This is a genomic window from Paeniglutamicibacter cryotolerans (genome assembly GCF_014190875.1).
GTDB classification, from domain to species: Bacteria; Actinomycetota; Actinomycetes; order Actinomycetales; family Micrococcaceae; genus Paeniglutamicibacter; species Paeniglutamicibacter cryotolerans.
The window spans coordinates 2,611,487-2,626,433 of the sequence record NZ_JACHVS010000001.1 but is presented as its reverse complement, the minus strand read 5'-3'; the positions used below and the strand labels follow the sequence as shown (position 1 = coordinate 2,626,433).

General features: G+C 65.4%; 13 protein-coding genes and 1 rRNA gene. 2 read left to right on the top strand and 12 right to left on the bottom strand.

Going from position 1 to position 14,947, the window contains the following annotated elements:
* Positions 1-10: 10 nt before the first annotated feature.
* The gene (locus E9229_RS12070; protein ID WP_183511552.1) at positions 11-1,147 is read left to right on the top strand and encodes a bifunctional 2-methylcitrate synthase/citrate synthase; all 1,137 of its coding nucleotides are present in this window, start codon (positions 11-13) and stop codon (positions 1,145-1,147) included.
* An 86-nt stretch (positions 1,148-1,233) separates the two neighbouring features.
* On the opposite strand, the gene E9229_RS12065 is transcribed toward E9229_RS12070, so the two are convergent.
* From E9229_RS12065 to E9229_RS12015, 11 genes are all read right to left on the bottom strand, one after another.
* Entirely contained in the window at positions 1,234-2,622 is a 1,389-nt protein-coding gene (locus E9229_RS12065; RefSeq protein WP_183511551.1) for a hypothetical protein, read from the bottom strand.
* Entirely contained in the window at positions 2,622-3,146 is a 525-nt protein-coding gene (locus tag E9229_RS12060) for an RNA polymerase sigma factor (protein ID WP_221184446.1), read from the bottom strand. The genes E9229_RS12065 and E9229_RS12060 overlap by 1 nt, the downstream gene beginning before the upstream one ends.
* A gap of 27 nt (positions 3,147-3,173) precedes the next feature.
* Entirely contained in the window at positions 3,174-3,725 is a 552-nt protein-coding gene (locus E9229_RS12055) for an 8-oxo-dGTP diphosphatase (protein WP_183511548.1), read from the bottom strand.
* Between the two features lie 16 nt (positions 3,726-3,741).
* Entirely contained in the window at positions 3,742-4,761 is a 1,020-nt protein-coding gene (gene xerD, locus E9229_RS12050; protein WP_183511546.1) for a site-specific tyrosine recombinase XerD, read from the bottom strand.
* A 9-nt stretch (positions 4,762-4,770) separates the two neighbouring features.
* On the bottom strand, positions 4,771-5,445 hold the full coding sequence (locus tag E9229_RS12045; protein WP_183511545.1) for an NUDIX domain-containing protein: 675 nt from the start codon (positions 5,443-5,445) through the stop codon (positions 4,771-4,773).
* 2 nt (positions 5,446-5,447) lie between these two features.
* On the bottom strand, positions 5,448-7,163 hold the full coding sequence (locus tag E9229_RS12040) for a CTP synthase (RefSeq protein ID WP_312855705.1): 1,716 nt from the start codon (positions 7,161-7,163) through the stop codon (positions 5,448-5,450).
* Between the two features lie 66 nt (positions 7,164-7,229).
* Positions 7,230-8,966 carry a DNA repair protein RecN gene (gene recN, locus E9229_RS12035; RefSeq protein ID WP_183511542.1) on the bottom strand — a complete coding sequence of 579 codons (1,737 nt, stop codon included), beginning with the start codon at positions 8,964-8,966 and terminating at the stop codon, positions 7,230-7,232.
* The gene (locus E9229_RS12030) at positions 8,963-10,012 is read right to left on the bottom strand and encodes an NAD kinase (protein ID WP_246380481.1); all 1,050 of its coding nucleotides are present in this window, start codon (positions 10,010-10,012) and stop codon (positions 8,963-8,965) included. Before E9229_RS12030 ends, recN begins: the two co-directional genes overlap by 4 nt.
* Positions 10,013-10,073: 61 nt before the next feature.
* Positions 10,074-10,877, bottom strand: a complete 804-nt coding sequence (locus E9229_RS12025; protein WP_183511540.1) for a TlyA family RNA methyltransferase — start codon at positions 10,875-10,877, stop codon at positions 10,074-10,076.
* Between the two features lie 34 nt (positions 10,878-10,911).
* Positions 10,912-12,117: an HAD-IIA family hydrolase gene (locus tag E9229_RS12020; protein ID WP_183511539.1), complete on the bottom strand. Its 1,206-nt coding sequence runs from the start codon at positions 12,115-12,117 to the stop codon at positions 10,912-10,914.
* A gap of 15 nt (positions 12,118-12,132) precedes the next feature.
* A complete protein-coding gene (locus E9229_RS12015; RefSeq protein ID WP_183511537.1) occupies positions 12,133-13,056 on the bottom strand; it encodes a hypothetical protein in 924 nt (307 codons plus the stop codon).
* A 102-nt stretch (positions 13,057-13,158) separates the two neighbouring features.
* Between E9229_RS12015 and E9229_RS12010 the strand changes: the two genes are divergently transcribed.
* Entirely contained in the window at positions 13,159-14,544 is a 1,386-nt protein-coding gene (locus tag E9229_RS12010) for a hypothetical protein (RefSeq protein WP_183511536.1), read from the top strand.
* Between the two features lie 186 nt (positions 14,545-14,730).
* Here E9229_RS12010 and rrf read toward each other — a convergent pair.
* Positions 14,731-14,847, bottom strand: a 5S ribosomal RNA gene (gene rrf / locus E9229_RS12005).
* Positions 14,848-14,947: the final 100 nt, after the last annotated feature.

Genomic DNA, 14,947 nt, shown 5'->3' with positions numbered 1-14,947 from the left:
GCGCGACCTGATGACTGAAACGGATATCAAGAAGGGCCTGGCCGGGGTCGTCGTGGACTACACGGCCGTCTCGAAAGTCAATCCGGACACGAACTCGCTGCTCTACCGCGGCTACCCGGTCCAGGACCTGGCCGCCTCCAAGAGCTTCGAGGAAGTGGCGCTGCTGCTGTGGAACGGTGAACTGCCCTCCGCCGGGGAACTGGCCGACTTCGTGGCACTCGAGCGTGCAGGCCGTGCACTGGTCCCTAACGTGAAGGCGGCCATCGACCTGCTGCCGACAACCTGCCACCCGATGGACGTGGGCCGCACCGCGGTCTCCGTCATGGGTGCCAACCACCCCTTGGCCGAGGACTCGTCTCCGGAGGCCGAGCTGGCCAAGGCCAAGGACCTGTTGGCCGCCTTCCCCGCCATCGTGGCCTACGACCAGCGCCGCCGCCGTGGCCTGGGCGTCATCGAACCGCGTGCGGATCTTGACTACTCGCAGAACTTCCTCTGGATGACCTTCGGCGAGGAGGCTGCGCCCGAGGTCGTCGACGCGTTCCGCATCTCGATGGTGCTCTACGCTGAGCACTCGTTCAACGCCTCCACGTTCACCGCCCGCGTGATCACCTCCACGCTCTCGGACCTGCACTCGGCAGTTACCGGCGCGATCGGTGCGCTCAAGGGTCCACTTCACGGCGGGGCCAACGAGGCGGTGATGCATACCTTCGAGGAGATCGGCATCGACAAGGCCGAATCCCGCGAGGATGCCGCCGCCCGGGCCAAGACCTGGATGGAGGCCGCGCTGGCCGCCAAGAAGAAGGTCATGGGCTTCGGCCACCGCGTCTACAAGAACGGCGACTCCCGGGTCCCGACCATGAAGGCCGCGCTGGACAAGATGATCGAGCACTACGACCGCGCCGAGATGCTCGGGCTCTACGACGGGCTGGAGGCCGCAATGAACGAGGCAAAGGCGATCAAGCCGAACCTCGACTACCCGGCCGGACCGACGTACCACCTGATGGGCTTCGACACGCAGATGTTCACGCCGCTGTTCATCGCCTCGCGCATCACCGGCTGGACCGCACACATCATGGAACAGCGTGCGGCAAATGCGCTGATCCGCCCGCTCTCGGCCTACAACGGCCCGGAGCAGCGCGCACTCTAGCCACGCCACCCACAGTGAAACAGGCCGTATTGTCACCCGGGAAACCAGGAGACAATACGGCCTGTTTTTGCGAAGCCGCCGATGGATCACATCGGACTGAGCACCAGCTTCGAGGCCACAGTGACCGCCATCCTGTATTCGGTTGATTCGAGGTAAGCCTTGCGTTCCGCCTCGTCCTTGAACGCCATCGGAGCCATCCAGCGTCCCGCCTCGAGCATCCGCCCGTTGAAGGGGACCTCCCGTGGCAGGTCGCAGTACCTGCCGGTGGCCGGGGTATCAGCGGGGAAGAGCCCCACGCTTGATCCCAGCTCCGGGAACACCACGCCGTTGGAACCCGTGACCGTGATCAGTGCCAGCTCCAGCGCTCCGCCATCCACGACAGTGGCGCTGGGCGAGACCCCCTCCAGCCGGTAGCTGGCTTCGGGGTCCTGGCAGGTTACCGGCTGAAGCATCCCGGGCTCGCGGCTGGCGAAGGCAAAGACCTGCTTGCCCGCGGCGTCGAACATCCGCATCGTGTGCAAAGCAGATTCACCGAGCTCCACCTTCATGTCCCCGGGGGCACCGGAGGCGTCGGTGCTGATCTCCTCCCACATCCAGGAATCCGATCCCGCGTATAGCGGGTAGGTGATCTCCAGCGCGCCGGTGCCGCTGGTGATGAATTCCAGCGGCTTGGCCTTCACCATCCAGGACGCCGTGTCCGGGCCCATCAGCCGTGCGGTAGCGGATGGCTTCAACCCCATTCCCCGCAGCTGTTCCTTCATCAGCGTTTGGGCATCGGGGCCTCCGGCCAGGGTCCTGGCCCGAAGTTGCGGCCAGGTCAGCAAGGGGCCGTCATCGAAACCGTGGGCCGCTGCCGCGTCGATGCTCCAGGCCTTGTCCTGCCAGGTGGCCAGGAGCACGCCGGGTGGGATACCGGGGTCTGCCGCATGGGTGCCGCCCTGGTCGGAGACCATGAACGTGGCCTTGTCATCCGCACAGCCGACCACCGGGTGGTCCACCGCCTCACCGGGCAGCACAACGGTGCTGCCGTCCAACCGAGTGACCCTGACCTTGGCCGGATCCAGGGCCATGCAGGCGGCCGAGTCGTCGAACTCCACCCCCGGGTAGGCCGGGACCAGCCCATGGGGCAGACCGCTGCCGTTCGGTCCCAGCGGTGGACGCTCGGCGGAGGCGCTCTGCGAGGGATTCTCCGGCTCCGGGACAACCGGTGCTGCAGGTCCGGGATTCGGTGGCGGCCCGTTCAGCGGCGACGAGAGCGCGATGGCCCCGACGGCGACGGCTGCCACGACGGTACCGGCCAGGGCAAAGCGCCAGCCATTGCGTTGTGCCCGTGGCTTGCGCGGCGCATGTTCCTGGTCACCCGGGTTCCGGGCCTGGGTGAAGACCGGGACCGGGGCCTCCAGGCGCAGCGGCCCGGGCCCACCACTCTCGGCAGCCGGATCGGCCGATCTCATGAGGCGTTCAATGTCATCCATTATTTGCTCCCACCCTTCAACAACGTCGTTGGTGCCAAGCGGCCGAAGGCCTTGCGCGCACGGAACAGCCGGGACTTGGCGGACTCCACCGAGCATTCAAGCAGGGCCGCCATCTGGGCCATGTCCATGTCGTCCCAGTACGCGAGCATCAGGACCTCGCGGTCCTTGGGCCGCATCGAGCCAAGGACCTCGTGAACCGCCGCTGAGGCATCTGCATCCGAGGCACGGCCCGCTGCCATGTGTTCGGCCGCGAGTTTGAGCCTCAGCTTCGCCTCCCGGCCCAGGGCACGCACCTCGTTGGCCACCAGGTTGCGGGCCGTGACCAGCAACCAGGGCAGCGCCTCGGGGCCCGGTTCCAGCTCTCGTTGCCAGGCGATCCGGAACACGTCATTGGTGACCTGCCGGGCAAGCTCGATGTCCCGGACCCGCCGATAGGCGTAGCCGTAGACGCGGCCGGCATGCAGCCGGTGCAATTGCTCCACGGCCGATGCGGTGCGTGCTTCCTCGACCATGTCCCCCTTCATGGCACGTGGTTCTGCGTGCCCGTATATCTAGGTAATGTCCGGGAATGCAGTTGCGGTTGCGGGATGGGACGGAATCTTTTCGTTCATCCAGTCGACCAGGTCGAACCGTGCCACCGCTTGGTTGTTCTCAGCCAGCACGATCCGGGCGTCGAAGCGCCGACCGTCGAGCAGCAGGCCCAACCAATATGCCGAGTCGTCCCACATGCGCGGGTAGGGCGGCGCGGAAACCGGGTGCCATTCCGGAAGCAGTTCATCTGTCGGTACCGCATGACCGGTGAACACCCGGGTCAGGAACACCGTGCAGTCCATGTCGGCCGCCGGGGCTGCGGGAAAACGGAAGAGCACCCGGGCAGCGGGTTCCAGCGAGTCGGGAAGGGCGCCCAACCCTGTCTCCTCGCGGAGTTCGCGCGTTGCGGCATCGGCGGGGGCCTCCCCCGGTTCGATCTTGCCTCCCGGGGCGACCACCTTACCGGCGCCGAAGCCATGGCGTTTGAGCCCCAGCAGGACCTCGGCACCTGTTCCCGCGCCGCGGACGGGCAGGCACAGCACCACATTCACTGGATGTTCCCGCTTCGGCATCGTGCTCCTCCTTGGCTCAGGCGTGGGCGCGGGGATGCGCCGCGGCATAGATCTCACGCAGCGTATCGGCCGTGACCAGCGTGTAGACCTGTGTGGTGGTGACGGAGGCGTGGCCCAGCAGCTCCTGGACCACGCGGACGTCCGCCCCGCCCTCGAGCAGGTGGGTGGCGAAGGAGTGGCGCAACGTATGCGGTGAAACGTCCTTTTCGATTCCGGCGCGTTTGGCTGCCGTGGTGAGCACGGTCCAGGCCGATTGCCGGCTGAGCCGTCCTCCGCGCAGGTTCAGGAACAACGCCGGGGTTCCGGTGCCCTTGGCCACCAGCGCGGGGCGTCCACGCACCAGATAGGCGTCAAGCGCGTTTGCGGCATAGGAGCCCAGCGGGACGATGCGTTCCTTGGAGCCCTTGCCGAAGAGCCGTACCACTGCCGGTCCGTCGGAGACCCGTTCCAGGTGCAGGTCATCGACGTCCAGGCCGACGGCCTCGGAAATGCGGGCGCCGGTGGAATAGAGGAATTCGAGCAGGGCACGATCGCGCTGGCCCGCCTCGGTCTCGGTGTTGATCGATTCGAGGATCGCGGTGACCTCGGCGACGCTGATCGCCTTGGGCAGGCGCTTGCCGGGCTGCGGCGGGTGGAGGTCGACCGCGGGGTTGTCAACGGTGGTGCCCTCGAGCTCCCAGAAGCGGTGCAGGCCGCGTACCGCGACGATGGTTCGGGCGGCCGAGCGGGCACTGAGCACCGAGCCGCCGTCGGCGCCGTCGCGTACCGCCTGCGCGAAACCGGTCAGGTGCCGGAGTTGGACCTGCCCCGGAGCCGTGACGCCCTGCGAGGCCAGGAACGCGGCGAAGCGCAACAGGTCCCGGCGGTAGGCAGAAACGGTGTTGCGGGCCATACCGCGTTCCACACCGAGGTGTTGCAGGTAGGCGTCGAGGTGCCGCTGCAGCGGATTGGCCGGTGCCGCCGGGGCTGCGGGAACACCCCCGGGAATCCCGCCGGTGTTCCCGTGGGCCACCGGGGTGGCCAGTATTTCATCCATGGTCGGGCGTCACGGGGCCTTCGGTCCGGCGGGCGCCGAACGCAGCCCGGGATGGGCCTCCCACGGCGCATCGGCCGGTGAGAGGTCGACATAGCCGTTGTTCCGCGCGGCGGCACAAGCCAGGATGCCCGCAACCGCCGAGGGGTTGTGGATCCGTCCGCGCAGCACTGCGGTGACTGCCTCATCCAGCGGCACCCAGGCCACCGGCATGTCGGCTTCCTCCTCGGTGCGCACATGGCGCAGTTCCGCCGGGATCTTCGACGGCTTGCGGGCCAGGAAGATCCGCAGCGCCTCGGAGGATGAACCCGGGGAGTTGAACATATCGACCAGCACCGACCATTCAGCTGCTTCAAGGTCGGCTTCCTCGGCAAGTTCGCGGGCCGCCCCGGCCTGGGCCGGCTCACCGGCAACGTCCATGAGCCCGGCGGGAATCTCCCAGAGGGTCATCCCCACCGGGTGGCGGTACTGGTTCAACAGCAGCACCCGGTCCTCGTCGTCCAACACCACCACGGCAACGGCACCCGGGTGGGCGATATAGTCGCGGGTCAGCGGTTCGGTGGCCTCGTCGAAGACGAAGCGGTCCTGCACCACGTTCCAGATGCGGCCTTCGTAGACCGGGGTGGAAGAAAGCAGACGGCGGGGACTAAGCCCATCGGCCAGTTCCCCGCCATCATGCGGATACATCGTTACTTACCGGCCTTTGCGGGGACGGTTTCGCCCTTCTGGTGGGCCAGTGCAGCCTTGACCAGGCCCGCGAACAACGGGTGCGGACGGGTCGGGCGCGAGCTCAGTTCCGGGTGCGCCTGCGTGGAGACGTAGAACGGGTGGACTGCGGCGGGCAGCTCAACAAACTCGACCAGCTTGCCGTCCGGGGAAGTGCCGGAGAAGACCAGGCCCTTCTCGGACAGCTGTTCGCGGTACGCGTTGTTGACCTCGTAGCGGTGCCGGTGGCGCTCAGCGACTTCAGTCTTGCCGTAGGTTTCAGCGGTGACCGAGCCTTCGAGCAGGGTAGCGTCGTAGAGTCCCAGGCGCATGGTGCCGCCCAGATCGCCCTTGCCGTCAACGATGGCCAGCTGCTCTTCCATCGTGGCGATGACCGGGTACTTGGTATCCGCCTCGAACTCGGTGGATGAGGCGCCGACCAGGCCAAGCACGTTGCGGGCGTATTCGATGACCATCGACTGAAGGCCCAGGCACAGGCCCAGGGTCGGCAGCTTGTTCTCGCGAGCGAATTTCAACGCACCGAGCTTGCCGTCCAGGCCGCGGATGCCGAAGCCGCCGGGCACGCAGATGGCGTCCACTCCGGCCAGTGCCTTGGCGGCGCCTTCCGGGCTGGAGCAATCGTCGGAGGCGACCCAGCGGATCTGGACTTTGGTCTTGTTGGCGAAGCCTCCGGCACGAAGCGCCTCGGTGACCGAAAGGTAGGCGTCGGGAAGATCGATGTACTTACCAACCAGCGCGATTTCCACGTGGTGCTTCGGGTTATGGACGGCGTCAAGCAGCTTGTTCCACTTCGACCAGTTCACATCCTTGAACTTCAACCCGAGGTGCTGGACGATGTATGCGTCCAGGCCCTGGGAGTGGATGACCACCGGGATGTCATAGATGCTCGCGGCATCGGCGCAGTTGATGACCGCTTCCGGGTCAACGTCGCAGGTCTTGCCGAGCTTGACGCGCATTTCCGGCGGGATCTCGCGGTCCGAACGGATCACGAGGGCATCGGGCTGGATACCGATGGAGCGCAACGCGGCGACTGAGTGCTGGGTCGGCTTGGTCTTCAGCTCATGGCTCGGGCCGATGTACGGAACCAGCGATACGTGGGCGAAGAAGACGTTTGCACGGCCGATATCCTGGCGCACCTGGCGTGCGGCTTCCAGGAACGGCTGGGACTCGATGTCCCCGACGGTGCCACCGATTTCGGTGATGATGACATCAGGTGCCTTCTTGGACTCGGAAGGCAGGCGCATACGGCGCTTGATTTCGTCGGTGATGTGGGGAATGACCTGGACGGTGTCACCGAGGTAATCGCCGCGGCGTTCCTTTTCGATGACTGTCGAGTAGACCTGGCCGGTGGTCACGTTGGCGGACCCATCGAGGTTCTCATCGAGGAAACGCTCGTAGTGTCCGATGTCTAGGTCGGTTTCCGAACCATCGTCGGTGACGAACACTTCGCCATGCTGGAACGGGTTCATCGTGCCGGGATCGACATTGAGGTAGGGGTCGAGCTTCTGCATCGTGACTGAGAGGCCACGGGCTCGAAGCAAGTGACCGAGGCTTGAAGCCGTCAGCCCCTTACCCAAGGACGAGGCGACGCCACCGGTGACGAAGATCTGCTTTGTCGTCTTGGACGACCTGGACTCGGGGGAAAGATTACGCTGCACCACGGGGTTCGATCCTATCACCATTTGGACAATGGACATTTTGAAACGACTCTACAGGTTGGCCGCAGGGTCGGATGGAAAACTTATCTAGCTCAACGAGGCGACGAGTTTCTGGGCATCCGCCAGCAGCTCCTCGGCGTGGGCCTGCGCCGTCCCGGATTCCTCTTGGCCCGCGAGCATCCGCGCTAATTCGCGCACCCGCTGGCCCTCATCCAGCAACACGACGTCACTGGCGGTGAAGCCAGCACCGTCCGCGGCGGTGGCATCCGAGTTCTTGATCACCCTGATATGCCGGTCTGCATAGGCAGCCACCTGGGGCAGGTGAGTGACGACAATCACCTGGACGTGGCGGGCCAGCATGGCCAAGCGCTTGCCGATCTCAACTGCCGCCTTACCGCCGACGCCGGCGTCCACCTCGTCGAAGACAAAGGTCGGAACCGGGTCCACCGCGGCAAGGACCACCTCGAGGGCGAGCATGACGCGAGATAGCTCGCCTCCGGAGGCTCCCTTGCCCAGCGGCCGCGGTGCCGCACCGGCGTGTGGCTGCAGCAGCAGGGCGATGCCGTCACGGCCATGCCGCGCCGGTTCGGCAAGCGGGCTCAGTTCCACGACGAACTTGGCGTCCGGCATTGCCAGCGCCGCGAGTTCCGCCGTGACGCGTTTGGCCAAGTCCGTCCCCGCGGCAGTGCGCAGCTTGGTCAGCTTGGCCCCGAGCACCTCGAGTTCGGCCTGCAGCTTCAGCGACTCCGCCTGGAGCGATTCGATCCGCCCGTCATCGCCCTCGAGTTCCTCGAGCCGGGCCCGGGCATTTTCAGCCCAGGCCAAGACCTCGTCGATGCTCGGAGCGTACTTGCGGATCAAACGGTTCAGATCGGCTCTGCGTTCCTCGATGGCCGCCAGGCGTTCGGGGCCCTCGGTGTCGAGGTCCGAACCGTAGCTTGCCAGTTCGGTGGACACGTCGGACACCAAGAAGCCGATCTCGCCGAGCCGGTCCGCCAGCGACTTGAGCTCCGGATCGTCGTTCTGCACGTGTTCGAGGGCGCGGCGGGCCGTCTCAACGAGTGCCACCACCGTCGGTCCGGCGTCGTATTCCTCCCCTGCCAGCGCGTCGTGCGCCAGCGCGGCGGCCGAACGCAGTCCCTCGACGTTGGAGAGTTTCTGCGCCTCGGCTTTCAGGGTTTCGTCCTCGGCTGGCTGCGGCTCCGCGGCATCGATTTCCTCCAGCGCAGCCTGCAGGCCCTCCGCTTCGCGCAACCTGTCCCGCGAGGCGGTGAGAAGGTTCTCGAGTTCCTTGCGCACTGCTGCCCAGCGGTCGAAACAGTCGGAATGGGCGCGTAGCGCGGCGGCCAGCTTGGGGCCTCCGAATTTGTCCAGCGAGGCACGCTGGGCAGAGGTTTCCTTCAACCGCAGCTGGTCGGTCTGGCCGTGCACTGCCACCAGGTCCTCCCCCAGCTCAACCAAGAGTCCCACGGGGGCACCGCGACCGCCCACGACTGCCCGGCTGCGTCCCTCGGCGCTGAGGATGCGGGTGAGCATCAGCTCGGCCCCGTCCTCGAGGCGTTCGATGATGGCTCCGGCTTCTTCGGCCCGCGTGAGCACCGGGCTGTCGGCGGGCAGCAGCACGGTGGCCTCTGCCACCGCTTGCTTGGCTCCGCGGCGAACGGCTCCGGCATCGGCACGGCGTCCCAGGAGCAATCCCAGCGCGGTGACAACCATGGTCTTGCCGGCACCGGTTTCTCCGGTGACGACGCTCAGCCCCGGGCCCAGCGGCAGCGTGGCCCGCGTGATGACACCGAGGTCGCTGATCCTGATTTCCTGGATCATTGTCCCTGACCTTCCTCGTTCGGGTTGGCCTGCTCATGACGCAGGTGCTCTACAGGCGGCTTCGGCGCGTGGTGCCGTGGCTCGATGACCTGCAGTGGTGGCGTGATGATCGGCAACGCCGTGGTAGCCGTTTCCCGGTCCTTGGGCAGAACGGGTCCGCGCCAGCCTTGGATCGGCAGTTCGAACTTGTTCACGAGACGTTCGCTGAACGGCGTCTGGTTGACCCGTGCCAGGCGCACCGACTTGTTAGAGCGGGTGATTTCCACTCGCGCTCCCGGCGGCAGCTCGACGGTCCGGCGTCCATCACACCAGAGCACCGCCTTCGCGTCCGTGCGGGTGAGCAGTTCGAGTGCCAAGCGCGAGGTGGGCGCCACCACCAGTGGCTTGGCGAAGAGCGCGTGCGCGCTGATCGGGACCATGATCAGCGCCTCGACCTCGGGCCAGACCACCGGTCCCCCGGCGGAAAAGGCGTAGGCGGTGGAGCCGGTAGGCGTCGCCATGACCACGCCGTCGCAGCCGAAGGTGCTGATCGGACGCCCGTCGACCTCCATCACGACCTCGATCATGCGTTCGCGGTTCGCCTTTTCGATGGCCGCCTCATTCAGCGCCCAGGTGTGGGCGATGCGCTTGTTGCCCAGCCAGACCTGTACGTCGATGGTCATGCGCTCCTCGACGGTGTAGTGCCGGTTCACCACCCATTCGACGGTCTGGTCCAGGTCGGCGCGTTCGCTCTCGGCCAGGAAGCCGACATGGCCGAGGTTCACGCCGAGCAGCGGGACGCTGGAATTTCGAACAAGTTCGGCCGCGCGCAAGACGGTGCCGTCGCCTCCGAGGACCATGCCCAGGTCGATGCCGTCCAGGCTCACGTCCTCGTCGAGGATCTCCACCTGGAGGTGCTCGCCCTCGGCGGTATTGCGCAGGTTCTGCACCTCGAGCCGGCGCATTACGGGAATCAGCCCGGCTTCACGCAACCTGTTGCAGGTATCCAATGCGGCAAGCAGTGCATCTGTCCGTCCGGTGTGGGTAAGGACCAGGATCCTTCTCAAAGCGTTCCTTCCATCGGCGGGAGCGGAAGGGCGCCCTGCCACATGGCGGCGCCTTCCGGGTTCAAGAATAGTCAACCCAGGACGCGGCGTCTGTTGCGGCGCGGGCATCCGGGTAAAAGCTTTCGGTCTCCAGCGGGCGGCGCAGCCACAAGAAGAACTCGACGTTTCCGTCTTGCCCGGGAAGTGGGCTGCGGGCCAGGCCGCGGGTTTCCAGTCCGGCTCCGAAGGCACCCTTCAGCACCAGTTCCACCGCCCGGCGGCGCATTATCGGGCTTGTCACCACTCCAGTGCGGGCGAGGTTGTCACGTCCGACCTCGAATTGCGGCTTGATCATGAGCACCAGTTCCCCGCCGGGACGGGTCGCCGCGGCCAAGGGGCCAATGACCTTGGTCAACGAGATGAAGGACAGGTCGGCGACGACCAGATCCACTTGGCCGCCGATGGACTCGGGCTCCAGATACCGCACGTTGACACCCTCGTGCACATGAACGCGCGGGTCGGCACGCAGCTGCGCGACCATCTGGTCGTGTCCGACGTCTACCGCCTCGACGACGTCCGCTCCACGGCGCAGGAGCACGTCGGTGAATCCTCCGGTGGAGGCCCCGGCATCCAGACAGCGCCGTGAAACGACGAGGACCTCGGTGAAGACGTCCAGGGCACCGGCAAGCTTATGGCCGGCACGGCTGACGTATTCCTCTGTTTCTGCGCCCAGCACGACGAGTACAGTATCGGAGGTCGTTGATTTGGCCGCTTTGACCGCAGTGACGCCGTCCAGGAGAACGCGGCCGTCGGCGATGAGGCTGGCGGCGTGGGTACGTGAGCGGGCCAGGCCGCGGCCCACTAGTTCCTGGTCGAGCCGGCTCACAGTCCCAGCTCCACGTTCTCGTCCAGCGCCGACATCAGCCGTTCATGTAATTCCTCGTAGACCGGCAGGTGGCCGGCAACAGGCAGGCCGAGCAGAGCTTCAAGGACCTCCAGGTCCACCGCGCCGGCGGGGTCCATCGGAAGCGGTTCCGGGGTTGCCGGTGGGCGGGGGCCCGGAACTGGGCGGGAACTGTCGGTGGGCTGCACCTGGCCTCCAAGGCGAATGTGTTCGGTTGTTGTTGCTGGCAGTGCGTAGGGGGGGGGCAACCCCTGATGAATTCGATCTCCGGATTCGTGGTGCTTTCGACATGGGGGTGCGCCAACCACCATGCCTCGCAGGCCGCCCGCCACGCGTCGAGGTCTTCGCGGCGGCCAGTTACGCTGATTCTTCCGTCTCGCACCGATGCAATGGCACTTCCGCAACGGATCCCGTAACCTGTGGCTTCCAGGACCGGATAGGCGTCATAGAGCTCAGTGAGATCGCGCAGGATGAAGTCAGGTCGTTCGGCAGTCCTGGCAGCGAGCAGGGATGCGGTGGTTTCTACCCCGGTGAGCACCACTGCTGTCTTGAAGCCGGCCTGGTTACCACCGAGGATGTCCGTGTCGAGCCTGTCCCCGATGACCAGGGGGTGAGCCGATTCAAAACGCTCAGCGGCGCGTTGGAACAGCAGCGGCTGCGGCTTGCCCGCCACATGGGGGTTGATGCCCGTGGCATTGGTGACTGCGGCAACCAGCGAACCGTTGCCCGGGGCGATGCCCTCGGCGCGGGGAATGGTCAGATCGGTATTGGTGGCTACCCAGAGGGCACCCTTGTTGATGGCGAACGCGGCCGCTGCCAGGTCCTTCCATCCCAAGGTCGGATCAAAGCCCTGGATCACGGCATCGATCCGTTCATGTTCGCTCAAAGCCAGCACCATGCCACGTGCTGTGACGCATTCGCGCAGGTAGGCGCTTCCCACGACCAGAACCACAGACCCTATCTCTACCAGCTTGGCCAGCAGGTCAGCTCCTGCACTGGCCGAGTCGAAAACCTGGTCGGACCGGGCAGGGACCCCTAGCGCACGCAGGTGCCCTGCGACGACCTCCGGGGAACGCGAGGCGTTGTTGGTGACATACGCCAATGAAACGCCGAGGCCGGCCAGGCGATCGAGGGATTCTACCGCTCCCTCGATCGCCCCGGCCCCCGCGTAAACAACACCGTCGAGATCGGTCAGGACGGCGTCGAACCCGGAGATCAACATGGTGTTGCGTCCCGCCTAGCGCTCTTCTTCGGCGTCGATTTCAGGAGAAGCACCATCACCGAATTCAACGTCGGCGGCCGAGAAGTCCTCGGCCTCGTCGATTTCCGGGTTCTCCTCGGCGTCGGCGGATTCGCCGGCAACCACGGATTCCAGCTTGTCGTCCTCGACCGAACCGTTTTCAACGACGTCGCCAGCGGCGGCTTCCTCGGAATCGGTGGCCGGAGCCGGCTCGGCAGGAACGAAATCGCGGGCACGCGGCTTGCGCGCAGGTTCCTCGTCGTCCTCGCCGAAGTCGATGATTTCCGGTTCTTCGAACTCTCCAACGCCCAGTGCGCTCTCAGCAACGGTGATCTGGTCACGCCAGATCAGTGCTTCCTGGTCACGGCCAACCGCTTCCAGCGCATTGGCGTAAGCGGTAAAAAGTCGCGGGCTGAAGGAGAACGCACGGTTCAGGTCCAGCTGCGGGATCTCCAGCTCGGTGACTGCTGCCTCGAGGTTGCCAAGGTCAACTTGGGCACCCGATGCGACAATGGCCATTTCGACCTTGCCCGCGGTGTCCAGCGTCTGTGCGTCTTCGCCGTGGGCGGTTTCCAGTGCCTTTTCGGAGCGTCCCAAACCGCGTTCGCAGTCTGCAATCACCGGAAGGTGCATGTTGGACCCGCTGATTCGGCGGTGGGTACGGAATTCACGAAGTGCATCGGCGTACTCACCGGCGGCGTAGGCGGTCAGGCCGACGGCCTCGCGCACCACTGCAACTCGTCCACCGCGCCGGCTAGCAGCCAAGGCGTGGTCGTAGGCGAGTTCCGGATCGTAGTCGATCAATCGGCCGGCCATAACCAGGTGCTTGGAAACCCACTCGTTGTTCTTCTCGTCCAGGTACCGCAGTTCAGCGCGGGTGATCCTGTCGAGTTCCTTACCGGTGACGTCGTCATCGATCAACGGTGAGCGGCCACGATCGGCACGGTTCGAGCTACGCAGGTCAGCCGGGTTGTGTCCGGTACGCGAGATCTCCGAGGAGTCGCCGAATGCCGGACTGTTCAGGTGCTTCTTGAAGCCGCCTTCACCGCGGTCTTCACGGGGCTTGAATCCACCTTCACGACGGTCGCTGCCGCCGCGGTCTTCGCGCGGCTTGAATCCACCTTCACGACGGTCATCGCCTCCACGGAATCCACCGCGATCTTCACGGGGCTTGAATCCACCTTCGCGACGGTCGCTGCCGCCGCGGTCTTCGCGCGGCTTGAATCCACCTTCACGACGGTCATCGCCTCCACGGAATCCACCGCGATCTTCACGGGGCTTGAATCCACCTTCGCGACGGTCATCGCCTCCACGGAATCCACCACGGTCTTCGCGCGGCTTGAATCCACCTTCACGGCGGTCATCGCCGCCACGGAATCCACCACGGTCTTCGCGCGGCTTGAAACCGCCGCGGTCTTCGCGCGGCTTGAATCCACCTTCACGACGGTCATCGCCGCCACGGAATCCACCGCGATCTTCACGGGGCTTGAAACCGCCGCGGTCTTCACGGGGCTTGAATCCACCTTCACGGCGGTCATCGCCTCCACGGAATCCACCGCGATCTTCACGGGGCTTGAAACCACCGCGGTCTTCACGGGGCTTGAAGCCACCTTCACGGCGGTCGCTGCCGCCGCGGTCTTCGCGCGGCTTGAATCCACCTTCACGGCGGTCATCGCCGCCACGGAATCCACCGCGATCTTCACGGGGCTTGAAACCGCCGCGGTCTTCACGGGGCTTGAAGCCACCTTCACGGCGGTCGCTGCCGCCGCGGTCTTCGCGCGGCTTGAAACCACCTTCACGGCGGTCGCTGCCGCCGCGGTCTTCGCGCGGCTTGAAACCACCTTCACGGCGGTCATCGCCGCCACGGAATCCACCACGGTCTTCGCGCGGCTTGAAACCGCCGCGGTCTTCACGGGGCTTGAAGCCACCTTCACGACGGTCGCTGCCGCCGCGGTCTTCACGAGGCTTGAAACCACCTTCACGGCGGTCATCGCCTCCACGGAATCCACCACGGTCTTCGCGCGGCTTGAAACCACCGCGGTCTTCACGGGGCTTGAAGCCACCTTCACGACGGTCGCTGCCGCCGCGGTCTTCACGAGGCTTGAAACCACCTTCACGGCGGTCATCGCCGCCACGGAATCCACCACGGTCTTCGCGCGGCTTGAAACCGCCGCGGTCTTCACGGGGCTTGAAGCCACCTTCACGACGGTCGCTGCCGCCGCGGTCTTCACGAGGCTTGAAACCACCTTCGCGACGGTCACTTCCACCACGGAAACCGCCTTCATTGCGATCGCGGTTATAGCCCTTGTTGTCTTCAGACACTGGTGTGTTCCTCTCATGGATGCACTCAATATGAAGCACCCTAAATGTGCACGACCAATCGCTGAATATAGCAATGACCGCCAATAAAACTTTTGATCCAAACCTGGATCGAATACGCCTCATACCATCGTAGTCGAGCGATCGACGAGTCACCCTGAAAATGGGTAATTAGTGCCCAACACAACTAGTCCCAGGCTGCACTCTCAGATTGGTTTTCTGGTTAAACGGCGCCATCCCCGGACCTGGTGGTCCGGGGATGGGCTCTGAAAAGATGTTCGGCGGTGTCCTACTCTCCCACACCCTCCCGAGTGCAGTACCATCGGCGCAGTGGGGCTTAGCTTCCGGGTTCGGTATGGGACCGGGCGTTTCCCCCACGCTATGACCGCCGTAACCCGTGCTCCACGCACCCGGGGGGACCCGGGTGGGGAAAATCATGGTCACAGTCATGCTGTGGTTGCTCATACCGCGTGCGCACCTGCCCGTGAAGGGG

Excerpts from the sequence above, each read along its gene's own strand:
- E9229_RS12070 (WP_183511552.1), top strand. The coding sequence starts at position 11 with ATGACTGAAACGGATATCAAGAAGGGCCTGGCCGGGGTCGTCGTGGAC.
- E9229_RS12065 (WP_183511551.1), bottom strand. The coding sequence starts at position 2,622 with ATGGATGACATTGAACGCCTCATGAGATCGGCCGATCCGGCTGCCGAG.
- E9229_RS12060 (WP_221184446.1), bottom strand. The coding sequence starts at position 3,146 with ATGAAGGGGGACATGGTCGAGGAAGCACGCACCGCATCGGCCGTGGAG.
- E9229_RS12055 (WP_183511548.1), bottom strand. The coding sequence starts at position 3,725 with ATGCCGAAGCGGGAACATCCAGTGAATGTGGTGCTGTGCCTGCCCGTC.
- xerD (WP_183511546.1), bottom strand. The coding sequence starts at position 4,761 with ATGGATGAAATACTGGCCACCCCGGTGGCCCACGGGAACACCGGCGGG.
- E9229_RS12045 (WP_183511545.1), bottom strand. The coding sequence starts at position 5,445 with ATGTATCCGCATGATGGCGGGGAACTGGCCGATGGGCTTAGTCCCCGC.
- recN (WP_183511542.1), bottom strand. The coding sequence starts at position 8,966 with ATGATCCAGGAAATCAGGATCAGCGACCTCGGTGTCATCACGCGGGCC.
- E9229_RS12020 (WP_183511539.1), bottom strand. The coding sequence starts at position 12,117 with ATGTTGATCTCCGGGTTCGACGCCGTCCTGACCGATCTCGACGGTGTT.